This is a genomic window from Actinopolymorpha sp. NPDC004070, from assembly GCF_040610475.1.
In the GTDB taxonomy this organism is placed as follows: domain Bacteria; phylum Actinomycetota; class Actinomycetes; order Propionibacteriales; family Actinopolymorphaceae; genus Actinopolymorpha.
The window spans coordinates 47,025-66,473 of the sequence record NZ_JBEXMJ010000022.1 but is presented as its reverse complement, the minus strand read 5'-3'; the positions used below and the strand labels follow the sequence as shown (position 1 = coordinate 66,473).

Here is a 19,449-nt window from a genome sequence, read left to right as displayed (position 1 = left end):
CCAGGCACCCCACTCACTCGAAGACATGATCGAATGCTACCGGCCACCACCGACAAGAGAGCCGTTGTCCACAGCCGAGATTCCTCAACGTACACGGGAGTTTCGTGCCGCTGTGAACGTCGGAGGATCGCGGGCACGGCTTCCTCAACGTGCGGCGATCGCGTCCAACTGGTCCATCGGCACCTTCTTCACCGTCACGTACTCCTGACCGGACAACGAGGCCTTCAAAAGCCGGTGCGTACCGTCCAGGACGGTCAGGCCACCCGGTCGATCGAGAAAGTGCAGCGGGAAACGTAGGTCCGCCGCCATCGTCCGGGCGTACTGCTCCTGAAACCGCTCCGAATCCGCCGCGACCTCCAGCGGGCTGACGATGAACGGCCGTCCGTCGTACGCCCAGAGCGGCAACCGCAGGTGCCAGTCGACCTCGGCCACCGGCACCAGCACCGACTCAAGCTCCAGTCGCCACAGACGTTCGGGTTCCCAATGGAAGTCGAGGATCACCTCACGCAGGACCGGCGGTACCAGGCCCAGCAAGGGGAACGGACGGCGACCGGTCGACATCGCAGAAATGCTACGCGTACGACCAGCCGTGCCGCGCGGCCGACCACGTGCCACCGGCCACGCTAGGCGGGACGGTTCGATACGCTCCCCGGCATGACGGCTGGCACTGCTGCGATCGCCGAGGACCTCGCCCCCACGGGCGTCCTGCGGGCTTCGATCAACCTCGGTAACCCCGTACTCGCTCAGGGAACTCCGACGAACCCCAGCGGCGTCACGGTCGACATCGCACGTGAGGTCGCGGGACGCCTGGGCCTGCCGGTGCGACTGCTCTGCTTCGACGCGGCCCGCAAGTCCTACGACGCGATGGCGACGGGTCAGGCCGACCTCTGCTTCCTGGCCATCGAACCCGCACGGGAGGCGGAGGTTTCGTTCACCGGGCCGTACGTCGTGATCGAGGGTGTGCTCGTCGTACCCCAGGACTCGTCACTGTCAAGCGTCGCGGACCTCGACCGGCCCGGCGTGCGAATCGGCGTCAAGCGCGGCTCCGCGTACGACCTCTACCTCTCGCGGACCCTCCAGCGCGCGGAGGTCGTACGCGGCGAGGAAGGAGTCGAGGTGTTCCGCGACCAGGGCCTCGAAGCGGGCGCCGGCATCCGCCAGCCTATGACGGAGTTCGTCGCCGCGCACCCGGAGTTCCGGTTGATCGACGAACGATTCATGCAGATCCGGCAGGCCGTGGGCACGACCAAGGGCCGTGCGCCTGAGACGGTCCGGTTCCTCCGTGAACTTGTCGAGGAACTGAAGGCAAGCGGGTTCGTCGCCGAGTCGCTTCGGCGGGCAGACCTCCCCGCCACCCTGGTCGCACCCGCCGAGGGGTGACCAGAACGCGAAGTCAGTTCTGTGGCTGCCGACGTCAGGCAGCCGTTGACGCCGAGCGGCTTCAGGAGCGGCGGCTTCAGGCGCCGGGCGGCCGGAACTCCACCGACTTCTTCGCCGCGGCGTCGATCTCCTCCGGTGTCAGCAGAACGGTTGCCTTCGTCTGGATCGCCCCACTCGCCTTGACCGCGAGCGCCACCGCCGCCATCGAGACGTTGTCCGGGAAGTCCAGGATGCTGTAGAGATCCACGTCGCCGAACGCGAAGTACGTGGACTCGACCTTGCCGCCCAACTGCTGCGTCACGCGCTCAACAGCGTCGCGCCGCCCCGTTCCGCCCTCTTTGACCAGGCCTTGCGAACCCTTGGACGTGTAGGTCGCCTGCACGAGAAACTTCGGCATCGAAACCACCCCCTGCGTCCAGACTCTCACCCGGCGGCCACCCGCCGTATCGCCTCAGTCCGGCGTATCTCCCATATGGGTCAGTCCTCGTCCCGGACTTGCGCGAGCACCGAAGCCGAGTCGACCTCGAGAAGCCGCAGCGCCCGGTACCTCGCGTAGCCGTCCACCAGCTTCAGATCTCGACCGAGCAGGATCAGCGGAGGGATGGACACGCCGGAACGGATCCGCTCCACGAAGCCGTCTCTTCGTCGTACGTGGACGTCGTCTCGGCCGTGGCGTTCGAGCATCCCGATGTCGGGTCGAACATCGGAGAGTGAAAGCTCCGTCTGCACCCACGGGTACTCGTTCAAAAGCGCCTCAGGGATCTCGGGTGCCTCGCGACCGAGCACCTCCCGGACGTACGCCGCCGGCTCGCGCACGCCGTCCCAGCAGAACCTTGTTGCGTTCATGACGCCTATCCTGGATCACCGGTACGGCCGATCGACCGCCGCGGGCTCCACGCGGCCGGAGGGTGGGTGAAGTGTTGCGCGACCCGAGTACCGAAGCGCAGTGGAACCTGATCGAACGCGTGAAGGCTGTCGCAGCCGACGACGACCGGATCCTCGCCGCCTGGCTGGCCGGGAGCTTCGCGAACGGGGAGGCCGACACCTACAGCGACGTCGACGTGCACTGTCTGGTCAGCGACGACAGTGCCGAGTGGTTCCGGGACAACTGGCCGGACACGGCGGCCGCGATCGCCGGGCCGTTGGTGCTCGCGACCAGCCTGCCGGGTCTGATCGGCGGGTACGCACTGACGAAGGACTGGCAGCATGTGGACCTGATCATCCACCCACGGAGCACGAGCGCACCCATCACCGCGGGCATCGTTCCGCTGTACGACTCGACCGGCGACCTGCTTCCCGCTCGCCAGGTCGCACCGGAGTTGCACATGGGCGAGCCGTTCTTCCCCGAGGCCGCGGTCAAGCTGTGCCTGTACTTCCTCGGCAACCTCGCGGTGACGTTCGGAAGAAACGAACTCACCGTCGCGCACAGTGGGATCAACGCGATTCGGGACGGGCTGGTCCAGGTCATGTTGGCCGAGCGCGGAGTTCACCGGCGCGGAGGCAACAAGAGGCTCAATCCGTACCTCAGTGCCGAGCAACGCACGTTTCTGGAATCGATCCCAGCGGCCGACGTGTCCGTCGACGGGATCACCGCCACGATCCGTGTGCTGTCGCGGGAGTTCATCCGGCGCGGGAGGGCGTTGGCCGAGCGCACCGGGGCAACGTGGCCCCGGGATCTCGAAGACGCAACAATCGCTTACCTCCTGCGGCACGTCGGCGTCGACTTCCGCTCGTGAGGACGCCACGGCACGGCGACGTCAACCCCGCTTAGGGAATGAGTGCCCTCGGCTCGATCGAGTCAGCGCCGGCCAGGCCCGGCGCCGGATCGGTGTCGACGAACGTACGAAGCCAGAGTTCGACGTTGACCAGCCGCCAGAAGACCATCGTCTCCGCGACTCCCTTGCCGGCCACGAAGTCGTCGAAGGCGCGGAGGACGGCGTCCTGCCGCCAGTACGGACGGCTCCCGAACGAGGGCGAACTCAGGATCTCCCGCACGTCCTCGTGGATCCGCAGGAACCAGGCGTGCTCCGGTGTGGTGAACCCGATCTTGTTCCGCCGGCGGAGCACCTTGCCCGGCAGCAGCTCCGAGGTCGAGTCCCGCAATGCCCGTTTGTTCCAGCCCGCGCCGATGATCGCCGCGTTGTCCAGTGGCCACAGAGTGCGGAGCAGGTCCATGTCGAGGAACGGCACCCTTCCTTCCAAGGAGAAGCGCATGGTGTTGCGGTCCTCGTACCGCAGCAGGGCAGGCAGGCTCTGCCGGAACAGATCGTCTTCCAAGCGGCGTTTCACGTCGTCGCGGACCACCCGCAGCGTCTGCCCGCTGTGCGCGGCCGTGAAGGTGGGATCGAGCAGGTCCGTGACGGGCGTCCTGGTCCGGCGCCGCAAGGAGTCCTTGACGCGGAAGCGGCCCAGTCGCCACAACACATCGGTGAAGCGGACGAGTTCACGAGCGGCCCGGCGGTTCCCGACCGTGCGCCGGAGTTCACGAAGATGGACGAGCACGTAGGGCGCATAGCCGGCGAGCAGTTCGTCTGCGCCCTGACCGTCCAGCATCACGGTGACGTGCCGGCTCGCCATACGCATCACGCAGTACTGCGCGTACGGTCCGGTGGAGATCACCGGTTCCTGCTGCGTACGAACGAAGTCGGTGAGCTCGGCCACCAGCCCCTCGGGTTCGGGACGCACCTTGTGCACCCGCAGCCGGTCCGAGCACCGATCCGCCACCGCGTCGACGTAGCGCTCCTCGTCGTTGATCTGACCCGGGAAGACCGCTGAGAACGTCTGCTGGCGAGCGCCGAGCGGACCGGCGTCGACGTCTCGTTGACCGACCATGCGGTCCAGACTGGCCACGATGGTGGAGGAGTCCAGGCCGCCGGACAGCGCCGTTCCCACCGGTACGTCACTGACCAGCCGGAGCCGGATGGCCGCGGTCAGCGCCTGCGCGAACCGCTCACGCGCAGCTTTGTCGTACGGCTGTGAGCGCGACGCCAGGTCTCGCATCTCCTCGTAGAAGTGCGTGTAGGGCTCGATCGTCGCGGTGCCGTCCGGTTCGATGGTTGCCAGGTGCCCGGGCAGCAGCCGGCGGATGCCGTCGAAGAACGTCCGGTCGGTGTCGTCGTGCACCCGGTGGCGCAGGTAGCGGTAGACGGTCGTGTCGTCCGGACGGCGGGGCAACCGGCCGGTGGCAAGAAGCGCGCCGATCTCGCTGGCGAACAACGTCTCGCCGTCCGGCCCGGTGGCCAGATGCAGCGGCTTGATCCCGAACTGGTCGCGGGCCAGGACCACCCTCCCCGTGGCGGTGTCGGCGATCGCGAGGGCGAACATGCCGTTGAACCGGTCGAACGCCGTTGTGCCCCAACGTTCGTAGGCGGCCAGAACCACCTCGGTGTCGGAGTCGGTGGCGAAGCTCCGACCTGCCGCGGCGAGTTCGGCGCGCAGCTCGCGGAAGTTGTAGACCTCGCCGTTGTAACTGAGGACGTACCGGCCGTCGTTCGAGACCATCGGCTGGGCACCTCGCGCACGGTCGATGATCGCCAGCCGTTGATGGGCCAGACCGAACCGAGGCCCGGCGAACGTCCCGTTCCCGTCCGGGCCGCGATGCCGCTGTGCCCGGGCCATCGCGGTCAGGACAGGCGCCCCGGTCGCCTCGTCCAGGCCGACGTAACCGCCGATGCCGCACACGTGAACTCCTCCCGCCACGTCGGACACCGACGGTATGGGTCTCACCTGGAAGCAACCTGTACGCCGGTTGTGAATGCGCCACCACGCCCCGGGTCGCGCGCCGTTGCCCGGGACAACCCGGCCACATGCCATCACCGTCTGAGTGGCTACGGGAAGGAGGCCGGATCTCGGCCCGGAACATGCCGACGCGGTGGGGGGAAGGTCGACGTTCGGGTAGGAACCCGCGACGAACTACCCGGCGACGGCAGGGATCGACACGCTCAGCGGACGGGCTCGAGCTCGTCCCGCTCACCGGTGGGCGGGCTCTGCTGCGGGTCGGCCGGCGCCGCCTCCTCGCTGTCGTCGGCCCGCTTCGGCATCCGCAGGGCGACCGCGACCACGACGATCGAGAGCGCCGCGCTGACCAGGAAGGCGAGCCTCATGCCGCCGAGCTGGGCGGGGCCGACGGAAGCTCCGCCGGCCGTCAGCTGATCGGCCCTTACGGTCATCACGGTCACCGCCAGCGCGGTGCCGAACGCGGCGGACACCTGCTGCAAAGTCCCCAGCATCGAGCTCCCGTGGGAGTAGAGGTGCTGCGGCAGGGCGCCGAGCGCGAGCGTGAAGACCGGCGTGAACACCGTGGCCAGCGACAGCATCAGGATCATGTACAGCCCGAGCACCTGCCAGTACGGCATCGCCATGGAGACCTGGGTGAAGCCGGCCAGCGCCGCCACGATCCCGACGGAGCCCGGGATGATCAGCATCCGCCCACCGAACCGGTCGAAAACCCGCCCGACGGTCGGGCCGAGCACGCCCATGGCGAGCCCCCCGGGCATCACCAGCAGGCCCGTCTGCAGCGGGCTCAGGCCGCGGACGTTCTGCAGGTACAGCGGCAGCAGGATCATCGAACCCATCATCGCCACGAATCCCGCCGACATCAGGGTCACGCCCTTGGTGTAGGTCAGATGCCGCAGGGTGCCCAGGTCCATCAGGGGCGAGGAGCCCGCACGCTTGAGCCGAAGCTGGCGCATCACGAACGCCCCGACAGCCACCAGCCCGCCGCCGACGACCAGGGCCGACTCGCCGGCTCCGCCCTCGGCGAACTGGGTGAGACCGTAGACCAGCCCACCGAAGCCGACAGCGGCCATGACCACACTGGGCCAGTCGATGGTGCTGTCCTCCGGCTCTCCGACGTTCTCGAGGCGACGCAGACCGAACCACGTGACCGCGCCCGCGATCGGCAGAACCAGCAGGAACAGCATCCGCCACGATCCGTGCGCCAGGACGAGTCCGGACACCGTCGGCCCCATCGCGGGCGCAACCGAGATCGCCAGGGTCACGTTGCCCATCACCCGGCCCCGGTCACTCTCGGGCACCACGGTCATCAGGGTCGTCATCAGCAACGGCAGCATCACGGCCGTGCCGACCGCCTGGACGATGCGGCCGAGCAGAAGCATCTCGAAGACCGGGGCGGCCGCCGACAGCGCCGTGCCGGCGAGGAAGACGCCCATCGCGGTCGCGTAGGCGCTGCGCGTGGAGACGCGCTGCAGGAACCAGCCGGTGACCGGAATGACAGCGGCGGTGGTCAGCATGAACCCGGTGGAGACCCACTGTGCGGCCTGCTCGGTGACGTGCAGTTCAGCCGTCAACCGCGGGATCGCGTTGAGCATGATGGTCTCGTTCAGAATCACCACGAACGTCGCCAGCATCAGGAGCCGGATCACCACGGGCGTACGAGGACTCGACACCCCCGCGGTCTCCGCCAGGACGTCTTCGGGCCGATCGGCAGGCATGAGTCCTCGCACGGGGTAGGTCTTGTCGGTACCGGTGCCGGAGCGGGCATTCCGGCTGAGAGCCTCAGTAGTCGCCGTCATGGTCGATCAGACCACTGCAACGTCCACAACTCATCGGTGGCCGGACGCATTCCAGCCCCGGCTCGCGACGATGGTCTGAAGTTGACCATCATAGAGAAGCCGACCCGGGTGGTGCCATGGAGTTGGCCCTTCCGGGCCGGGCCTCGGCCCACCCGCACCGGCACTACTACTACCTACTGTCAGGCCGCGCGGACGCTGGGTCAGATCCGGCGTACGACGTGAAGGAGATACTCCTTCCGGTCGAGCGGATTGTGGTCGGTCCGTGGCCGAGAGGGGATCTGGCCGTGGACCGGTTCGTAGCTGTCGAACGCGAACTCCAGCACGCCCTCACCGTGGGTCAGTCCCGGCAGCTGTCGTTGCAGGTCGTGCACCACCGCCGCCCGGATCCGCCCCTCCAGCACGCAGACAGATCCCCTGGTCACCGGTGCCTCCGGAACGGCACCCAGCCGGGAGACCACCGGCAGGAGCGATCCCAGCGTGTCGGCGGGAATCTCCAGCCGGAACTGGTGGACCGGCTCGCACACGACCGTGCGCGCCTGCCTGAGCGCGTCCATCACGACCAGCGGTGTCAACCCGCGGAAGTCGCCGGCGGTGCTGACCGCCGAGGAGTACCCGGAGTGCGTCAACGTGACGTTGCAGTCGGGCACCTCCCAGCCGTGCAGCCCCTGCCGCAACGTGAGCGGCACGGTCTCCTCGACCGCCTTCAGCAAGGTGGGCAGGAGCGAGCCGCGTTCGACCTCCAGCCGGAAGTCGATCCCGGCGCCCACCGGGGCGGGTTCGACGCGTAGTCCGACCGTCGCCGCGAACGGGTTGTCCGGACCGCCCATCAGGTCGTACGACGCACCGCTGCCGAGCACCCGCTCGATGCAGATGGGGGTCGTCTCGCGGAACGTCACGTCGATGCCGTACTCCAGTGCCAGGGTGGCCTCGACAACCTCCTTCTGCACCTCGCCGTACAACGAGACGTACATCTCCTGGGCAACGTCGTCCTGGCGGAGGTTGATCAGCGGGTCCTGTTCGGTCAGCTGCGTCAGTGCCACGTGCAACCGGCCCTTGTCACCCGCACGGACCGGAACCACCACCGTCTCCAACGTCGGCGGCGCGAACTGGTGTCCCAGGTTCGTTCCCGCCGCGCCGAGGGTGTCGCCGATGCGTACGCCGGTCAGTCCCCACACCTTCGCGATCTGCCCGCCCACCACGGCCGGACGCTGTGCCACCCCGCCGCGCTCGAACACCCGCAGCCCGGTCACCTTCTCGCCGTCGCCCTCACTCCGGTCGAAACGCACCCGCTCCCGCGCCCGCAGCGTTCCCGCGAAGAGGCGCAGGTAGGCCACCTTCTCCCCGGCCGGGCCACGTTCGACCTTGAACACCGTCCCGGACGCGGGTCCGTCACTCTCCGGCTCCTTCGCGGGCAGCAGCCCGGTGATGCCGGCCACCAACTCCGCCACCCCCGCGCCGGTGATCGCCGAACCGAAGAACACCGGATGCGCCACCGCCCGGGTGGTCCTGGCGGCGAGCTCTTCCCGGAGACGCGTACCGGTGAGCACCTCTGCCCTACCGTCGACGTAGGCGGCCAGGAACTCCTCGTCGGAGTCGGCCAGCATTTCCGCGGCCGCGGAGGTGAACAGCTCGTCGTCCGGTGCGTAGGGCACGAACCCCGCCTGCCGGGTTCCCTCGTCGTACGCTCGGCCCATCGCCACCACCGCGGACGTCAACTTCTCCACGATCTCGGCGAACACCCGCTCGGCGTCGGCGCCACCGCGGTCGATCTTGTTGACGAAAACCAGCGTGGGGATACCCAGCCGCCGCAACGTCCGCATCAGCACCCGGGTCTGCGCCTGCACACCCTCCACCGCCGACACCACCAGCACCGCACCATCCAGCACCCCCAGCACCCGCTCCACCTCGGCGATGAAATCCGGATGCCCCGGCGTGTCGATCAAATTCACCGTCACACCGTCCAGCACGAACGACACCACCGCCGACCGGATCGTGATCCCCCGACGGCGCTCCAACTCCAACGTGTCGGTCTGCGTACTCCCCGCGTCCACACTCCCCACCTGCGCGATCACCCCCGCCAGGTGGAGCAACCGCTCCGTCAGACTCGTCTTACCCGCATCGACATGGGCCACGATCCCAAGGTTCAACGTCCGCGCCACGCGTCATGCCCTTCGGATAGGCGACAGTTGCCTCCTGAGGTGACACGAACGCCGCACGCATGTCGCTCTCCCTGGTCGCCGGCCGATGGCCGTGCCGAGTGGTCGTGGTGCCGGAAGTGCAGCAAGCGGCGACCCCGGACGTCAACCGAATTGCCGGTGCGGGCGATCGAGGGGCCACGTCCGTTCCCGGCCACAGTTCTTGACCGTGTGACCGGATCGTGACCGCACTCGCGGCAATGGCGTGCAACCTTCCTGGTCTTCAGGACATCCTTGGTCGTTGTCGCCCAGAACAGTCGCCTAACCCCCGGGGGGTCCGATGCGCAATCGTCGTCTCGCAGCGGTGATCGCCGCCGTCGTTCTCGCGGTCGCCGCACTCGGCGGTGTCGCGTACGGCGCCGGCCTCCCGCCGTTCGCACACAAGTCGACGGCCATCACCGACGCGTCCGCCCGGTCGCATCGTCCGGCCGCCGACCCGGCACGGCCGACACCCACGCCGTCGGCCGGCGAGAAGACGCCTGGCAAGGCGACTCCCACGACGCCCGCCCCTCGCGCACCCCGCCCGAAGCCGCTCCCGAGCCGGACCCCGAAGGCGGCACCGACGCCGACACCCACCCCCACCGCGACGGCGAAGCCCTCCCCCAAGCCGGAGCCCAAGCCCAAGGCGCTGATGAACGTCGGCGCCCGCTCCGACCAGGTCCGCGAGCTCGAAGCCCGCCTGCACCAGCTCGACTGGCTGTCCACCGCGTGGATCGACGGCTACTTCGGCACTTCCACCCGCAAGGCGGTCTACGGCTACCAGGGCAAGCACGGCCTGGAGCCGCTGGGCTACGTCGACAGCGCCACCTGGCACAGCCTGCGCGAGGCCACCCGGACCCCGACCCACGACGAGCTGTATCCGCCGAAGCCCAAGCCGCGCACCGGCCCTCTCGACCCGCGCTGCACCACCGGCCGGACGGTCTGCATCGACAAGTCCACCCGGAGCCTGCGGTGGGTCGTCGACGGCAACGTCCGGTTGACGATGGACGTACGCTTCGGCTGCCCGTCCTCACCGACCCGGGAGGGCACGTTCCAGATCCGGGCGAAGGTGCGGCACGGCTACTCCAACTGGTACGACAGCGCCATGCCGTTCGCGATGTTCTTCAGCGGCGACGAGGCGGTCCACTACTCCTCCGACTTCGCCGCCCGCGGCTACAACGGCTGCTCCCACGGGTGCGTGAACGTCCGCAACTGGAACGCACTCGCCCAACTGTTCAGCGAGGCCAGGGTCGGCGACAAGGTCGTCGTCTACTGGTCCTGACGAGTCACTGCCACGTCACGACTGAATTCGAGCGGGCCCGACGGAGAGAATGCCGCCGTCGACGGGGAGTACGACACCTGTGATCCACGCAGCGTCCTCCGAGGCGAGGAACGCGACGGCGGCAGCTACGTCGTCCGGCTCGCCCACCCGGCCCAGCGGGTAGAGCCGAGCCAGCCGGGCGAGTGAGTCAGCCTGGTCGTCCCACACCCGGGTTCTGATCGTTCCGGGCGCTACGAGGTTGAAGCGGACGCCCTGCGGACCGTACTTCGCGGCGAGGTTCGCGGTCAGGATCTGCAGGCCCGACTTGGCGGCCGAGTACGGCTCGCCGCCGAACGTCGCCATGCCGTTGACCGATCCGATGGTGACCACGCTGCCGCCTCCGGGCGCAGCCCGCAGATGTGGCAACGCCGCGCGGATGCAGCGGACGACACCGACGAGATTCAGGTCGATCAGGTCCTCCCAGACCTCGTCGCCGGTGTCCGCGAACTCAGGGTGCCTTCCGCCTCCTCCCGCGGTGTTGACGAGCACGTCCAGCCGGCCGAACTCGTCCACGGCGCGGGCTACGGCGGTCTCGACGGAGGAGCGATCCCGCACGTCACACCCGACGGCGACCGCCGCGCCGCCGGCCTTCCTGATCTCCTCGGCGACCAGTTGTGCCGCCGCCAGGTCGATGTCCGCCACCGTCACGGACGCGCCTTCGGATGCCAGCCTGCGTACGGACGCACGACCGATCCCGTGACCACCACCGGTCACCATCGCTACTCGCCCGTCGAATCGGCGCATGAACTTCCCTTCCGTGGCGGGACGAAGCAGGCGGCCTCCTCGGTCACCGCCGACCGTCGCGGTGTGGTGGCCATTGGTATTCTTCGGCATCCGTCGACCGGGTAGGCATGGGGGCGGCCCCGTGTTGGTGGTATGTCTTCGCGAGCCGGCGACGCAGTGAGCAGTGTCCTGCCTGGACCGCATCACCTCGAGGGGGCACCTGATGTCGTCATCTGTCGCAGCGTCGGCCGAAGTCGTGGCCGCACCTGACACGACGACTACGAACCGACCCGCCCGCCGCTACGTCCCCTGGCTGTCGTGGGTGCGCGTCGCGGCCGCGATCGCGGTGGTCTCCGGCCACGTCTGCACCCACCTGGTGTGGGAGTGGGGAAAGGTCTCCGACCGCGAGTGGCACTTCGGCAACCTCGTCGCCGCCACCAGCCGGTTCAGTGTTCCGCTCTTCGTGATGGCCTCGGGTGCTGTGCTCCTGCAGGCCGGACGCAACCAGTCGCTGCGTGACTTCTACGCCCGGCGCGCGTCCAGGCTCGCGATCCCCCTCGTCGCCTGGTCGGTCTTCTACATCTGGTTCGGTCGCTGGATGACCGACGTGGAGCTGGTCTGGACGGACTTCTCCAAGCTCATGCTGCTCGGCCGGCCGTACTACCATCTGTACTTCCTGTTCGTGATCATCGGCCTCTACCTGATCACGCCGTACCTCCGGATCTTCGTCAACGCAGCCCCGCGCAGGTATCTCGTCACCGGCACGGTGCTCATCATGGCCATGACGTTCTTCGACAAGCTGCACAGGGTTCTGAACGGCCTGCCCCTGGAACCGAACGCGTTCAGTTACTTCCTGCCCTGGATCGGTTACTACCTGCTGGGGTACGTCCTGCTGACGATGCCCATGCCGGCCAGCCGCCGACGTGTCGGCTGGATCGCCGGGACGACGTTCGTCGTCACCATGCTGGTGAACGCCATGGGCAACTGGGTGATGCACATGGCGTACGGCAACCGGTACGGCCTGATGCTGTACCACCACCACCTGCTGGGACCGATGATCATGGCGATCGCGGCGGTCTTCCTCATGCGGGCCGTCTTCGGCGACGGCGAAGCCGTCGAGACCACCGCGCGCGAGGGCGCCGCAGCGGCCGACAAGCCGAAGAAGCGACCTGTAGGCCAGCGGCTGGCCGACCTCACCCTCGGGATCTACCTCATGCACCCGATCCCGATCGCGTTCATCCGGGAATACCAGCCGAGGTTCAGCTCACCGTGGTCCAGCATCGGTTACCACTCGGCCGGTATCGTCGCGGTCCTCGCGGTGTGCGCGGCGACGGCGTGGCTGCTGCTGCGCATCCCGTACGCCCGCAGGCTCGTCTGAGCCGTCCGCTCGTCCCCGACGCCCTCACTCGACCGGGAGCGCGGGCGGGCGAGCCGGCGTACCAGCCGGTCCGACGGGAGCGAACCCCAGACACCGTGCCCGCGGGGGGTCGACCGTTGCGGCTGCTCCGGGGAGCAGCACCTGGATGGTCACGTGGCCCTTGTCGGCGAAGTAGACCCGGCGATAGCGGTCCAGGAACGGCGCGATCACCGTGTACCTGCTGCGTTCTTCCTCATAGATCGACACCCGGTCACCGGTCAGCAACCAGATCCGGTCGGCCGAGGTGAGGGCTCGGGGAAGCGGGCAGCCGATCCGCCTGGTCTCGTCGTGGACCCGCAGCGCGCGGTACGCACGGTCCGCCGGTAGGCCGAGCCGCCGCCCGTAGACCCGGAAGGCCACCCGGTCACCGTTGCCCACGACGAGCACGTCGCCCGGCTTCCACCGCGACTTCACGAACTGCAACGCCACGCGGTAGTCGTCCACGCCGTACTGGTAGCGCAGGGCCTGGTCGAGACTCACCGGTGTGGTCCACGCGACCGACCCGAGGGCGAGAACGCCGGCCAGCCCCGCGACCTGGGCCGTCCAGGACGGCGCGACTCTCCTGACGAGGCTGACGAGCCCGTCCGCCGCGACAGAGACCAGGACGAGCACGCCGGGTACGCAGAACAACACGAGACGTCGACCGAACGGATACATCCCGACGAGCGCGAACCCGTACGCCACCACCAGCGGGACCAGGAGGAGCGGCGCGGCGCTTCGCGACCACCGTCGAAGGCACGCCACGACCAGGCCGACGGCCGGAACGACGAACAGGACCAGCGCCCAGGGCCGGTCGAAGCCCAGCTCCCGGATGCCGAAGTCCTCCCAGACGAACCGCGTCCAGTGCCAGAAGCGTCCGCCGTCACCGGTGCGCATGAACGGCATCCAGTAGAGCTCGAAGTCGGGCGCGAGCGAGGTGAGGTGGCGAGCCCACAGAGCGGCCAGCAACACCGAGACCCCCGGCACAGCCAGCCGGGCCACCAGTCCCGCGAGCGACCGCTCTCCCCTGCGCCACTGGACGAACCCGACCCAGACCGCGATCAACGGCGCCGCCAGGGTGAGGCCGTTGGAGAACCACGGACCGACGGCGATCAGCACGTACCAGGCGAGCTCTCGCCGCCGGGACGGTCCGCCGTCCGGTTCCCCGTCCGGTCCACGCGTCGGCCGAAGCATGCCGACCGCGAGCAGCAGCAGCGCGGTGACCAGCAGCATGTCCGTCGTGTACTGCTTGGCCTGGGCGGAGTAGAAGACCAACTGCGGCAACGTAGCCAGCGCGAGCACCGGGATCGCCGCGGTCCACGTACGCCGGACGAACTTCCTCGCCAGCAGTGCCACCAGGACCAGCGTCGCGCAGCCGGCCAGCAGAGGGACTACGCGATACGCACGCTCACCGGTGCCGAACGCAGTGGTCACCAGCCGCTCGAGCAGCAGCCAGCCCTGCGGCGCCGACTGGGTGTCGGACAGCGGGCCGAGCAACTTCGCCAGGGGGTAGGTGTCCAGGCTCTGCACCAGTGCCAGCTCGTCGCGCCAGAACGCGCGACCCTGCCACCACAACCCGACGCGGATCACGATCCCAACCAGGGCCGCCGCCCACACCACGAGTTCTTCCACCAGGCCCACGCGGGCACGAGGGTGCTGGCTTCTGGGCACCCGCCGATCCTAACGACCCACGCCGAGCGGCCCCGGCGCCCTGGTCGGCCGTCGGCCAGGCGGCCACAATCAACTCACGGTTGACGCAGCACGGCCTCGACCGACCGGCGGGCATCGTGCAACCACAGCTGCAGCGTGGGGACGTCGGCGACGTCGGACGGGCCGGTCAGCGCGAGTGCGACCGGGTGGTCCTCCTCGACCTCCACCGGTATCGCCGCGCCGGTTTCTCCCGGCCGGTTCCATCCCCGCAACACGATCACATCGTGGGAGAGATTCCCGGCGGCCAGGTCGAGCACCGCCTCCTCGGTCTCGGGTACGACGCCGGGCTGCCCACCCCACCCGAACCGCTGGCGCGACCCGCGCAGAATCTCCACCGCCTGCTCACGAGGCAGGTCCAGCAACAGCCGCAGGCCCGGCGCGGACAGGTGGATCGGGAAGTCCGACCACCAGAAGTCGATCGTCTCCCCGCGTTCGGACGTACGCAGGAAGTAGATCATCTGGTTGCGCCACAGCATGGCCAACGTGGGGCTCAGCCCGCCGCAGGTGGCCGCGATCCTCCTCATCGCCGCACGCGGCCTGCGGATCAGCGGGAACTGCGACGTCGCCGAGGCGAGCGACAGCACGCCGAAGTCGGGGGTGAAGCCTCGTGCGGTTCTGCGTACGTAGCCGACCTCGGTCAGCGTGGACAGGATGCGCGAGGTCGAGCTCTGGTGCAGACCCACCCTGCGGGCGATCTCCGTGCCGGTCATCGGACCGCCCTCGTCCACCAGGACGCGGAGCACCTCCAGGCCACGTGCCAGCGCCTGGTGGTGCGTCGCGCCGCGTAGCCCCTCGTCACCCCGCATGTGAGGCACCCTAGTGGGACCCGCGCCCATGCCGGTGGCGGTGACAGCCGCTCAGCGCGGCTCCGCGTAGACGCGCAGCGCCACCACGTGTGCCCGGGGCGCGCCGTTGGTGGCCTCGACCAGCACGCGCAGCCGGCGCGTGGTGACGGTTTCGTCCAGACGGTGCACCCGGTGCCGCCGGCGGTTGTCGCGTACGGACACGACGGTGACCCACTCGCCGTCGGCCATCGCCTGCATGCGGTAGTCCCGAACGAGTCCGGGCATCACGTCGAACGGCGTTCGGTGGTGGTGCAGGTTGATGAGGTCCTCCTCGACCTCGTCGTCGAAGAGGACCGCGACCTCGCCGAAGGTCACCGGCTCCTTCCACGTCAGGCCGATCCAGGGCCGTTCGTCCCACTCCATCCGCTCCGACACCCACATCTGCGGGCCGCCGTAGGGACGGGCGTAGCCGCCGATCGCCTGACCGGCGTCGTAGGCCCTGGTGGGAGAGCCGAGCCGCAGGCACAGGCTCTCCCGGTGCAAGATGTGCTTCCACTCCCGCCACTGCTCGGTGTACTTCTCCTCCGGCGGTGGCGTGCGGTGCCGGAAGAACAACGTACCGGGCTCGGCGCTGTCGCCGCGGTGGACCGAGACCGAGTCGTTCGCACGTACGACGAGGAAGGCGTTCTGCGGCCGGTCCGGAGTCCAGTCGACGTCGAACCGCACCCACTGCTTCTGGCCCGCGGTGACGTGAGCGACGGCCGTCCTCTCCAGCTGGAGGGGAACGTAGTTCTGCGGCTCACCCGTGCTGTGCAACTCCACGTCGACGGTGGTGTCGGAGTCGGCGTCCAGCAACAACTCGACGAAGCCGAGCGAGGGGTCGACCGGGACCACCATGCCCAGATGGGAGTCCAGCGGAACGGTGCCGGCGGACGTGTCGACCACGAGGCGCCGCAGCGTCGACGAAGCCTGCACCTCCGCCGACCGCGCGAGATCGTCCGGGTCGGTGTTCTCCACCCCGAGCAACGCGGCATCGGCGCGCACCATCGCCCGGTGCACCAGGTCGATCTCGTTCGTGGCGAGCTCGCGAGGCCGCAGTCCGCGCCGGGTCGCCAGGGCCGCGCCTGTCCCGGCCGCCTCCCCCACGACCGCACACGTCGCCATCACCCGCGTACTCCCGAACGCCACGTGGCTGCAGCTGATGTTGCGGCCGGCCATCCACAGGTTGGTGACGTTCTCGGAATAGAGGCTGCGCAGGGGGATGTGGTAGTTCCCGTGCGGGTGCCAGTGCCGAGACCCCTTCTCCGTGGCGTACATCCCGCCCGGAGGGTGCAGGTCGATCGACCAGCCACCGAAGGCCACCCGGTCGGGGAAGAGCTCCTGCCCCAGGACGTCGGCTTGCGTCAGCGTGTGGTCACCGACGAACCGGCGGTACTCCCGTTTGCCCGGCACCGCGCCGATCCACTCCAGGGTGAGGTTGTCGGCGTCGAACTTCCCGGAGTTCTTGATGTGGTCCCAGATGCCGTAGATCGCGGCCTGCAGTTCGTCGCGGATCTCCTCGTTGTCGTGGACGACGTCCCGCTCACCGCCCCACTCGATCCACCAGTACGCGCATCCGTTCAGATCGGTGCGGATGATCCGGCGTTCCGGGATGGAGGTGCGGGTGATGTCGCGGGCGAACGACGGAGGGACGTACTTGACCGGATGCCCGGCATCCTTGGAGTAGAACAGGATCGTGCTGCCCAGCGTGGTGCTGTCGGCCTGCTCCGGTGCCCAGGACTCGCCGTACTCCTCGCGCGACTCACAGCCGGTCCGGAAGCGAGCGCCGGCCAGGAAACCCACCAGGCCGTCACCGCTGCAGTCGAGGAACGTCGGGCCGGTGAACCTGATCTCGCGTTCGGAGCCCATCATCCAGCCGGTCACGGCCCGGACGGTCCGCTCGTGCTCCGGTCCGTCGGCCTCGACCGAACGTACGTCGGTGTTGAGGAAGAGACTGATGTTCGGCTCGGCACGGACGGCCTCCAGCACCACGAGGTCCCAGTAGTAGGGGTTGCCGTCGGGGTTGCGGTACTGGTTCTCCACCATCAGCTCGCCGATGATCCCGGTCTCGCGGGCGTAGTGGTGGGTGCCGTGCGCGGTGGCCCCGCACACCCAGACCCGGACCTCGCTGGAGGAGTTTCCGCCCAGCACCGGCCTGTTCTGGATCAGGGCCACCCTCGCGCCCTGGCGGGCAGCCGCTATCGCGGCACAGCAACCCGCGAGCCCACCACCCACGACCGTGACGTCGGAGACGACTTCCTCGTGGCGCATTCCTCGATCACTCCCACCGGAGTCAGCTGATGAAGTACTGTTCGGGGTTCGTCGGGCCCGGCGTCGGATACACCCAGGAGTTGGGCATCCGGTCCGGGACGTTGCGCAAGCGGTCGTTGACGGTGGCGTACTCCTCCGGCTGGAGGTTGATCCCGATGGTGTAGAACTCCTCGCGAGTAATGGCGAGGATCTGCTTCATCAGGGACGTGCGTTCCCCGGCATCCGCGGTGCCCTTCAGCTTGTCGAAGAGACTCAGTTGCCGCTTCGTCGGCTCCGGCGGCTCCTCGCCGTTCTTGCCGCCGCTGAGGTACCAGTCCCACCAGGCGCGCCCGAAGTAGGTGGCACCCGCGCTGACCGGCAGGTAGAAGTAGGGGTTGAGGTAGATGTCGTTCCATCCGCCGGCGCCCTGCCAGACCGCCGCGTCGTGCTTCTGCGCCTCGCCGGTGCGTACGTCGAACAACGCGCGGTCCTCGCCCTTGATCCTCAGGTCGACGCCGACCTTGGCGGCGTAGCCGCGGATGAGCTCGAGGACCGTCGGATACTCCGGCCAGATCCCGTTCGCGAACTCCACGGTGAACTCCAGCCGCCTGCCGTCCGGGCGCAACCGGAACCCCTTGTCGTCCTTGTCCGGCAACACCCGGTCCAGATGCCGGTTCGCACCTGCCACGTCGTACTCCGTGTACTGCGTGGCGTGCTCCTCGTCGTAGAACTCCGACTCCGGACGCGGAGCGGCCTGGTAGGGCTTGCCCTGCTTCTGGTACGCGGTGTCGATGATCTCCTGACGGTTGATCGCCAGCGACAGCCCGATCCGGAAGTCCTTGGTGCGGAAGACGTCCCGCAGCACCCGGTCTCCGTGCGTGAGGTTCAGGCACAGCACCATGGTGTTCATGTTCGACGGCACGGCCCGGCTGAAGCGGTAGTGGCCCTGCTCGCGGCGGCGAGCCAGCACCGGCTTGTTCGTCAGGGTGTTGGTGGGTCGGAGCTGGAAGTCGATGTCCCCGGCCAGCACGTGCGTCAACAGGACCTCCGGGTCGGAGACCACCGAATACACGACCCGGTCGATGTAGGGAAGCTGCCGGCCGTCCGGATCCACCTTCCAGTAGTACGGGTTGCGCTCGAGGACGACCCGCGTCCCCTCACCGACTCCCTGGGTGATCCGCCACGGGAACACCGTCGGCAGGTCGGGGTTGACCCACCGGTCCGCCTTGGCGGAGAAGTACTCCGCCCAGCTCGCGAACTTCTCCTTCTTCGCCTCGGCCGCGACATTCTTGTTGTACTTCGCGTGGAACTGCTTGAGGTAGCGCGACGGCCTGGTGACGTAGTCCAGGCCCATCGTGGACGCCTGCTCCTGCAGGAACAGCCCGTTCGGTTCGTCGAAGGTGAACCTGACCGTGTGGTCGTCCAGCGCCTGCGCGGTGCCGGCGTTGGTCGGGCCCGCCGGATACAGCTCCTTGTTGTTGAACACGTCGTTCTGAACGAAGATGATGTCGTGCGCGGTGAACGGGTCGCCGTTCGACCAGCGCATTCCTTCCCGCAGCCCGAACGTGAACCGCCGGGCGTCCGGACTGGCCTCGACCGACTTCGCGATGTTCGGGATCGGACCGGCCTCCCACTGCGGACTCCAGCGCATCAGGAAGTCGTACCCGACGATCCGGTAGAGCTGGACGGCCTCGGCCGGGCCGAGGATCGCGCTGGTCAGGTCGCCGCCGTAGCGGCCGGTCCGCTCCACGGGGGTGACCGTGAGCGGTGCCTTCGGCAGGCGTTGCGCCAACGGGGGCAGCTTTCCCGCCTTGACGAGTTTCGCGAGGCCGGGCGCCTCCTTCGCGCCGGAGTCGCCACGGTCACGACCGGACTCCTGCTTGCCGTTGCTGGGGTCGGTGGACAGCAGGTCGCACCCGGTGAGCGAGGTGAACGCCAGGGCGGCGGCGCCGGTGGTGGCGAGGAAGCCGCGGCGGTTCACGGCGTCGACACGGGAGGTCGCGGGATCAGGGCTCATCGGGGTCCTCCTCGCGGCTCCTGTGCCGAGGCGGTGGCGTTACCCGTTACACGCATACTCAGGTCACAGCATGCACTCCTGCGGAAGTTCGGTCACCACACGCATGTGGCCAGTGCCGGT

At 68.5% G+C, this 19,449-nt stretch carries 16 protein-coding genes; 5 read left to right on the top strand and 11 right to left on the bottom strand.

Annotated features, from left to right (window positions below; translation table 11 throughout):
- Positions 1–144 precede the first annotated feature (144 nt).
- Positions 145–561, bottom strand: a complete 417-nt coding sequence (locus tag ABZV93_RS28045; RefSeq protein WP_354941810.1) for a hypothetical protein — start codon at positions 559–561, stop codon at positions 145–147.
- A gap of 93 nt (positions 562–654) precedes the next feature.
- Here ABZV93_RS28045 and ABZV93_RS28040 point away from each other — a divergent pair, with 93 nt between their 5' ends.
- Positions 655–1,380 carry a transporter substrate-binding domain-containing protein gene (locus ABZV93_RS28040; RefSeq protein WP_354941808.1) on the top strand — a complete coding sequence of 242 codons (726 nt, stop codon included), beginning with the start codon at positions 655–657 and terminating at the stop codon, positions 1,378–1,380.
- 76 nt (positions 1,381–1,456) lie between these two features.
- Here the strand turns inward: ABZV93_RS28040 and ABZV93_RS28035 are convergent, their stop codons facing one another.
- Together ABZV93_RS28035 and ABZV93_RS28030 are read right to left on the bottom strand one after the other, a co-directional pair.
- Complete coding sequence (locus ABZV93_RS28035) at positions 1,457–1,777, bottom strand: GYD domain-containing protein (protein WP_354941806.1); 321 nt, start codon at positions 1,775–1,777, stop codon at positions 1,457–1,459.
- A gap of 80 nt (positions 1,778–1,857) precedes the next feature.
- Positions 1,858–2,226 (bottom strand): hypothetical protein, encoded by a 369-nt coding sequence (locus tag ABZV93_RS28030; RefSeq protein WP_354941804.1) that lies wholly within the window; start codon positions 2,224–2,226, stop codon positions 1,858–1,860.
- Between the two features lie 119 nt (positions 2,227–2,345).
- Between ABZV93_RS28030 and ABZV93_RS28025 the strand changes: the two genes are divergently transcribed.
- Complete coding sequence (locus ABZV93_RS28025; protein ID WP_354941802.1) at positions 2,346–3,116, top strand: hypothetical protein; 771 nt, start codon at positions 2,346–2,348, stop codon at positions 3,114–3,116.
- A gap of 31 nt (positions 3,117–3,147) precedes the next feature.
- Here ABZV93_RS28025 and asnB read toward each other — a convergent pair whose 3' ends face one another.
- The 3 genes from asnB to ABZV93_RS28010 all read right to left on the bottom strand — a co-directional run bounded on the left by asnB (position 3,148) and on the right by ABZV93_RS28010 (position 9,073).
- Entirely contained in the window at positions 3,148–5,061 is a 1,914-nt protein-coding gene (gene asnB / locus ABZV93_RS28020) for an asparagine synthase (glutamine-hydrolyzing) (protein ID WP_354941800.1), read from the bottom strand.
- Positions 5,062–5,321: 260 nt separating this feature from the next.
- Positions 5,322–6,833: an MDR family MFS transporter gene (locus ABZV93_RS28015; protein ID WP_354941798.1), complete on the bottom strand. Its 1,512-nt coding sequence runs from the start codon at positions 6,831–6,833 to the stop codon at positions 5,322–5,324.
- Positions 6,834–7,114: 281 nt separating this feature from the next.
- Positions 7,115–9,073, bottom strand: coding sequence for a translation factor GTPase family protein (locus ABZV93_RS28010; RefSeq protein ID WP_354941797.1), 1,959 nt, complete (start codon positions 9,071–9,073; stop codon positions 7,115–7,117).
- Between the two features lie 316 nt (positions 9,074–9,389).
- Between ABZV93_RS28010 and ABZV93_RS28005 the strand changes: the two genes are divergently transcribed.
- On the top strand, positions 9,390–10,370 hold the full coding sequence (locus tag ABZV93_RS28005) for a L,D-transpeptidase family protein (protein WP_354941795.1): 981 nt from the start codon (positions 9,390–9,392) through the stop codon (positions 10,368–10,370).
- A gap of 15 nt (positions 10,371–10,385) precedes the next feature.
- Here ABZV93_RS28005 and ABZV93_RS28000 read toward each other — a convergent pair whose 3' ends face one another.
- The gene (locus ABZV93_RS28000) at positions 10,386–11,126 is read right to left on the bottom strand and encodes an SDR family oxidoreductase (RefSeq protein ID WP_354941816.1); all 741 of its coding nucleotides are present in this window, start codon (positions 11,124–11,126) and stop codon (positions 10,386–10,388) included.
- On the opposite strand from ABZV93_RS28000, the gene ABZV93_RS27995 reads away from it, so the two are divergent.
- The gene (locus ABZV93_RS27995; protein WP_354941818.1) at positions 11,106–11,258 is read left to right on the top strand and encodes a hypothetical protein; all 153 of its coding nucleotides are present in this window, start codon (positions 11,106–11,108) and stop codon (positions 11,256–11,258) included. The two genes, ABZV93_RS28000 and ABZV93_RS27995, sit on opposite strands and share 21 nt — an antisense overlap.
- A gap of 130 nt (positions 11,259–11,388) precedes the next feature.
- Positions 11,389–12,510 carry an acyltransferase gene (locus ABZV93_RS27990; protein WP_354941793.1) on the top strand — a complete coding sequence of 374 codons (1,122 nt, stop codon included), beginning with the start codon at positions 11,389–11,391 and terminating at the stop codon, positions 12,508–12,510.
- Positions 12,511–12,534: 24 nt separating this feature from the next.
- On the opposite strand, the gene ABZV93_RS27985 is transcribed toward ABZV93_RS27990, so the two are convergent.
- From ABZV93_RS27985 to ABZV93_RS27970, 4 genes are all read right to left on the bottom strand, one after another.
- The gene (locus tag ABZV93_RS27985; RefSeq protein ID WP_354941791.1) at positions 12,535–14,199 is read right to left on the bottom strand and encodes a glycosyltransferase family 39 protein; all 1,665 of its coding nucleotides are present in this window, start codon (positions 14,197–14,199) and stop codon (positions 12,535–12,537) included.
- A gap of 74 nt (positions 14,200–14,273) precedes the next feature.
- Positions 14,274–15,044, bottom strand: coding sequence for a helix-turn-helix domain-containing protein (locus tag ABZV93_RS27980; protein WP_354941789.1), 771 nt, complete (start codon positions 15,042–15,044; stop codon positions 14,274–14,276).
- Positions 15,045–15,095: 51 nt separating this feature from the next.
- Positions 15,096–17,333: an FAD-dependent oxidoreductase gene (locus ABZV93_RS27975; RefSeq protein ID WP_354941787.1), complete on the bottom strand. Its 2,238-nt coding sequence runs from the start codon at positions 17,331–17,333 to the stop codon at positions 15,096–15,098.
- 22 nt (positions 17,334–17,355) lie between these two features.
- Positions 17,356–19,329: an ABC transporter substrate-binding protein gene (locus ABZV93_RS27970; protein ID WP_354941785.1), complete on the bottom strand. Its 1,974-nt coding sequence runs from the start codon at positions 19,327–19,329 to the stop codon at positions 17,356–17,358.
- Positions 19,330–19,449 lie beyond the last annotated feature (120 nt).

Bases quoted from the DNA above. Each gene is read 5' to 3' on its own strand.
- ABZV93_RS28045 (WP_354941810.1), bottom strand. From the start codon at position 561: ATGTCGACCGGTCGCCGTCCGTTCCCCTTGCTGGGCCTGGTACCGCCG.
- ABZV93_RS28040 (WP_354941808.1), top strand. From the start codon at position 655: ATGACGGCTGGCACTGCTGCGATCGCCGAGGACCTCGCCCCCACGGGC.
- ABZV93_RS28035 (WP_354941806.1), bottom strand. From the start codon at position 1,777: ATGCCGAAGTTTCTCGTGCAGGCGACCTACACGTCCAAGGGTTCGCAA.
- ABZV93_RS28030 (WP_354941804.1), bottom strand. From the start codon at position 2,226: ATGAACGCAACAAGGTTCTGCTGGGACGGCGTGCGCGAGCCGGCGGCG.
- ABZV93_RS28015 (WP_354941798.1), bottom strand. From the start codon at position 6,833: ATGCCTGCCGATCGGCCCGAAGACGTCCTGGCGGAGACCGCGGGGGTG.
- ABZV93_RS28005 (WP_354941795.1), top strand. From the start codon at position 9,390: ATGCGCAATCGTCGTCTCGCAGCGGTGATCGCCGCCGTCGTTCTCGCG.
- ABZV93_RS28000 (WP_354941816.1), bottom strand. From the start codon at position 11,126: ATGGTGACCGGTGGTGGTCACGGGATCGGTCGTGCGTCCGTACGCAGG.
- ABZV93_RS27980 (WP_354941789.1), bottom strand. From the start codon at position 15,044: ATGCGGGGTGACGAGGGGCTACGCGGCGCGACGCACCACCAGGCGCTG.
- ABZV93_RS27975 (WP_354941787.1), bottom strand. From the start codon at position 17,333: ATGCGCCACGAGGAAGTCGTCTCCGACGTCACGGTCGTGGGTGGTGGG.
- ABZV93_RS27970 (WP_354941785.1), bottom strand. From the start codon at position 19,329: ATGAGCCCTGATCCCGCGACCTCCCGTGTCGACGCCGTGAACCGCCGC.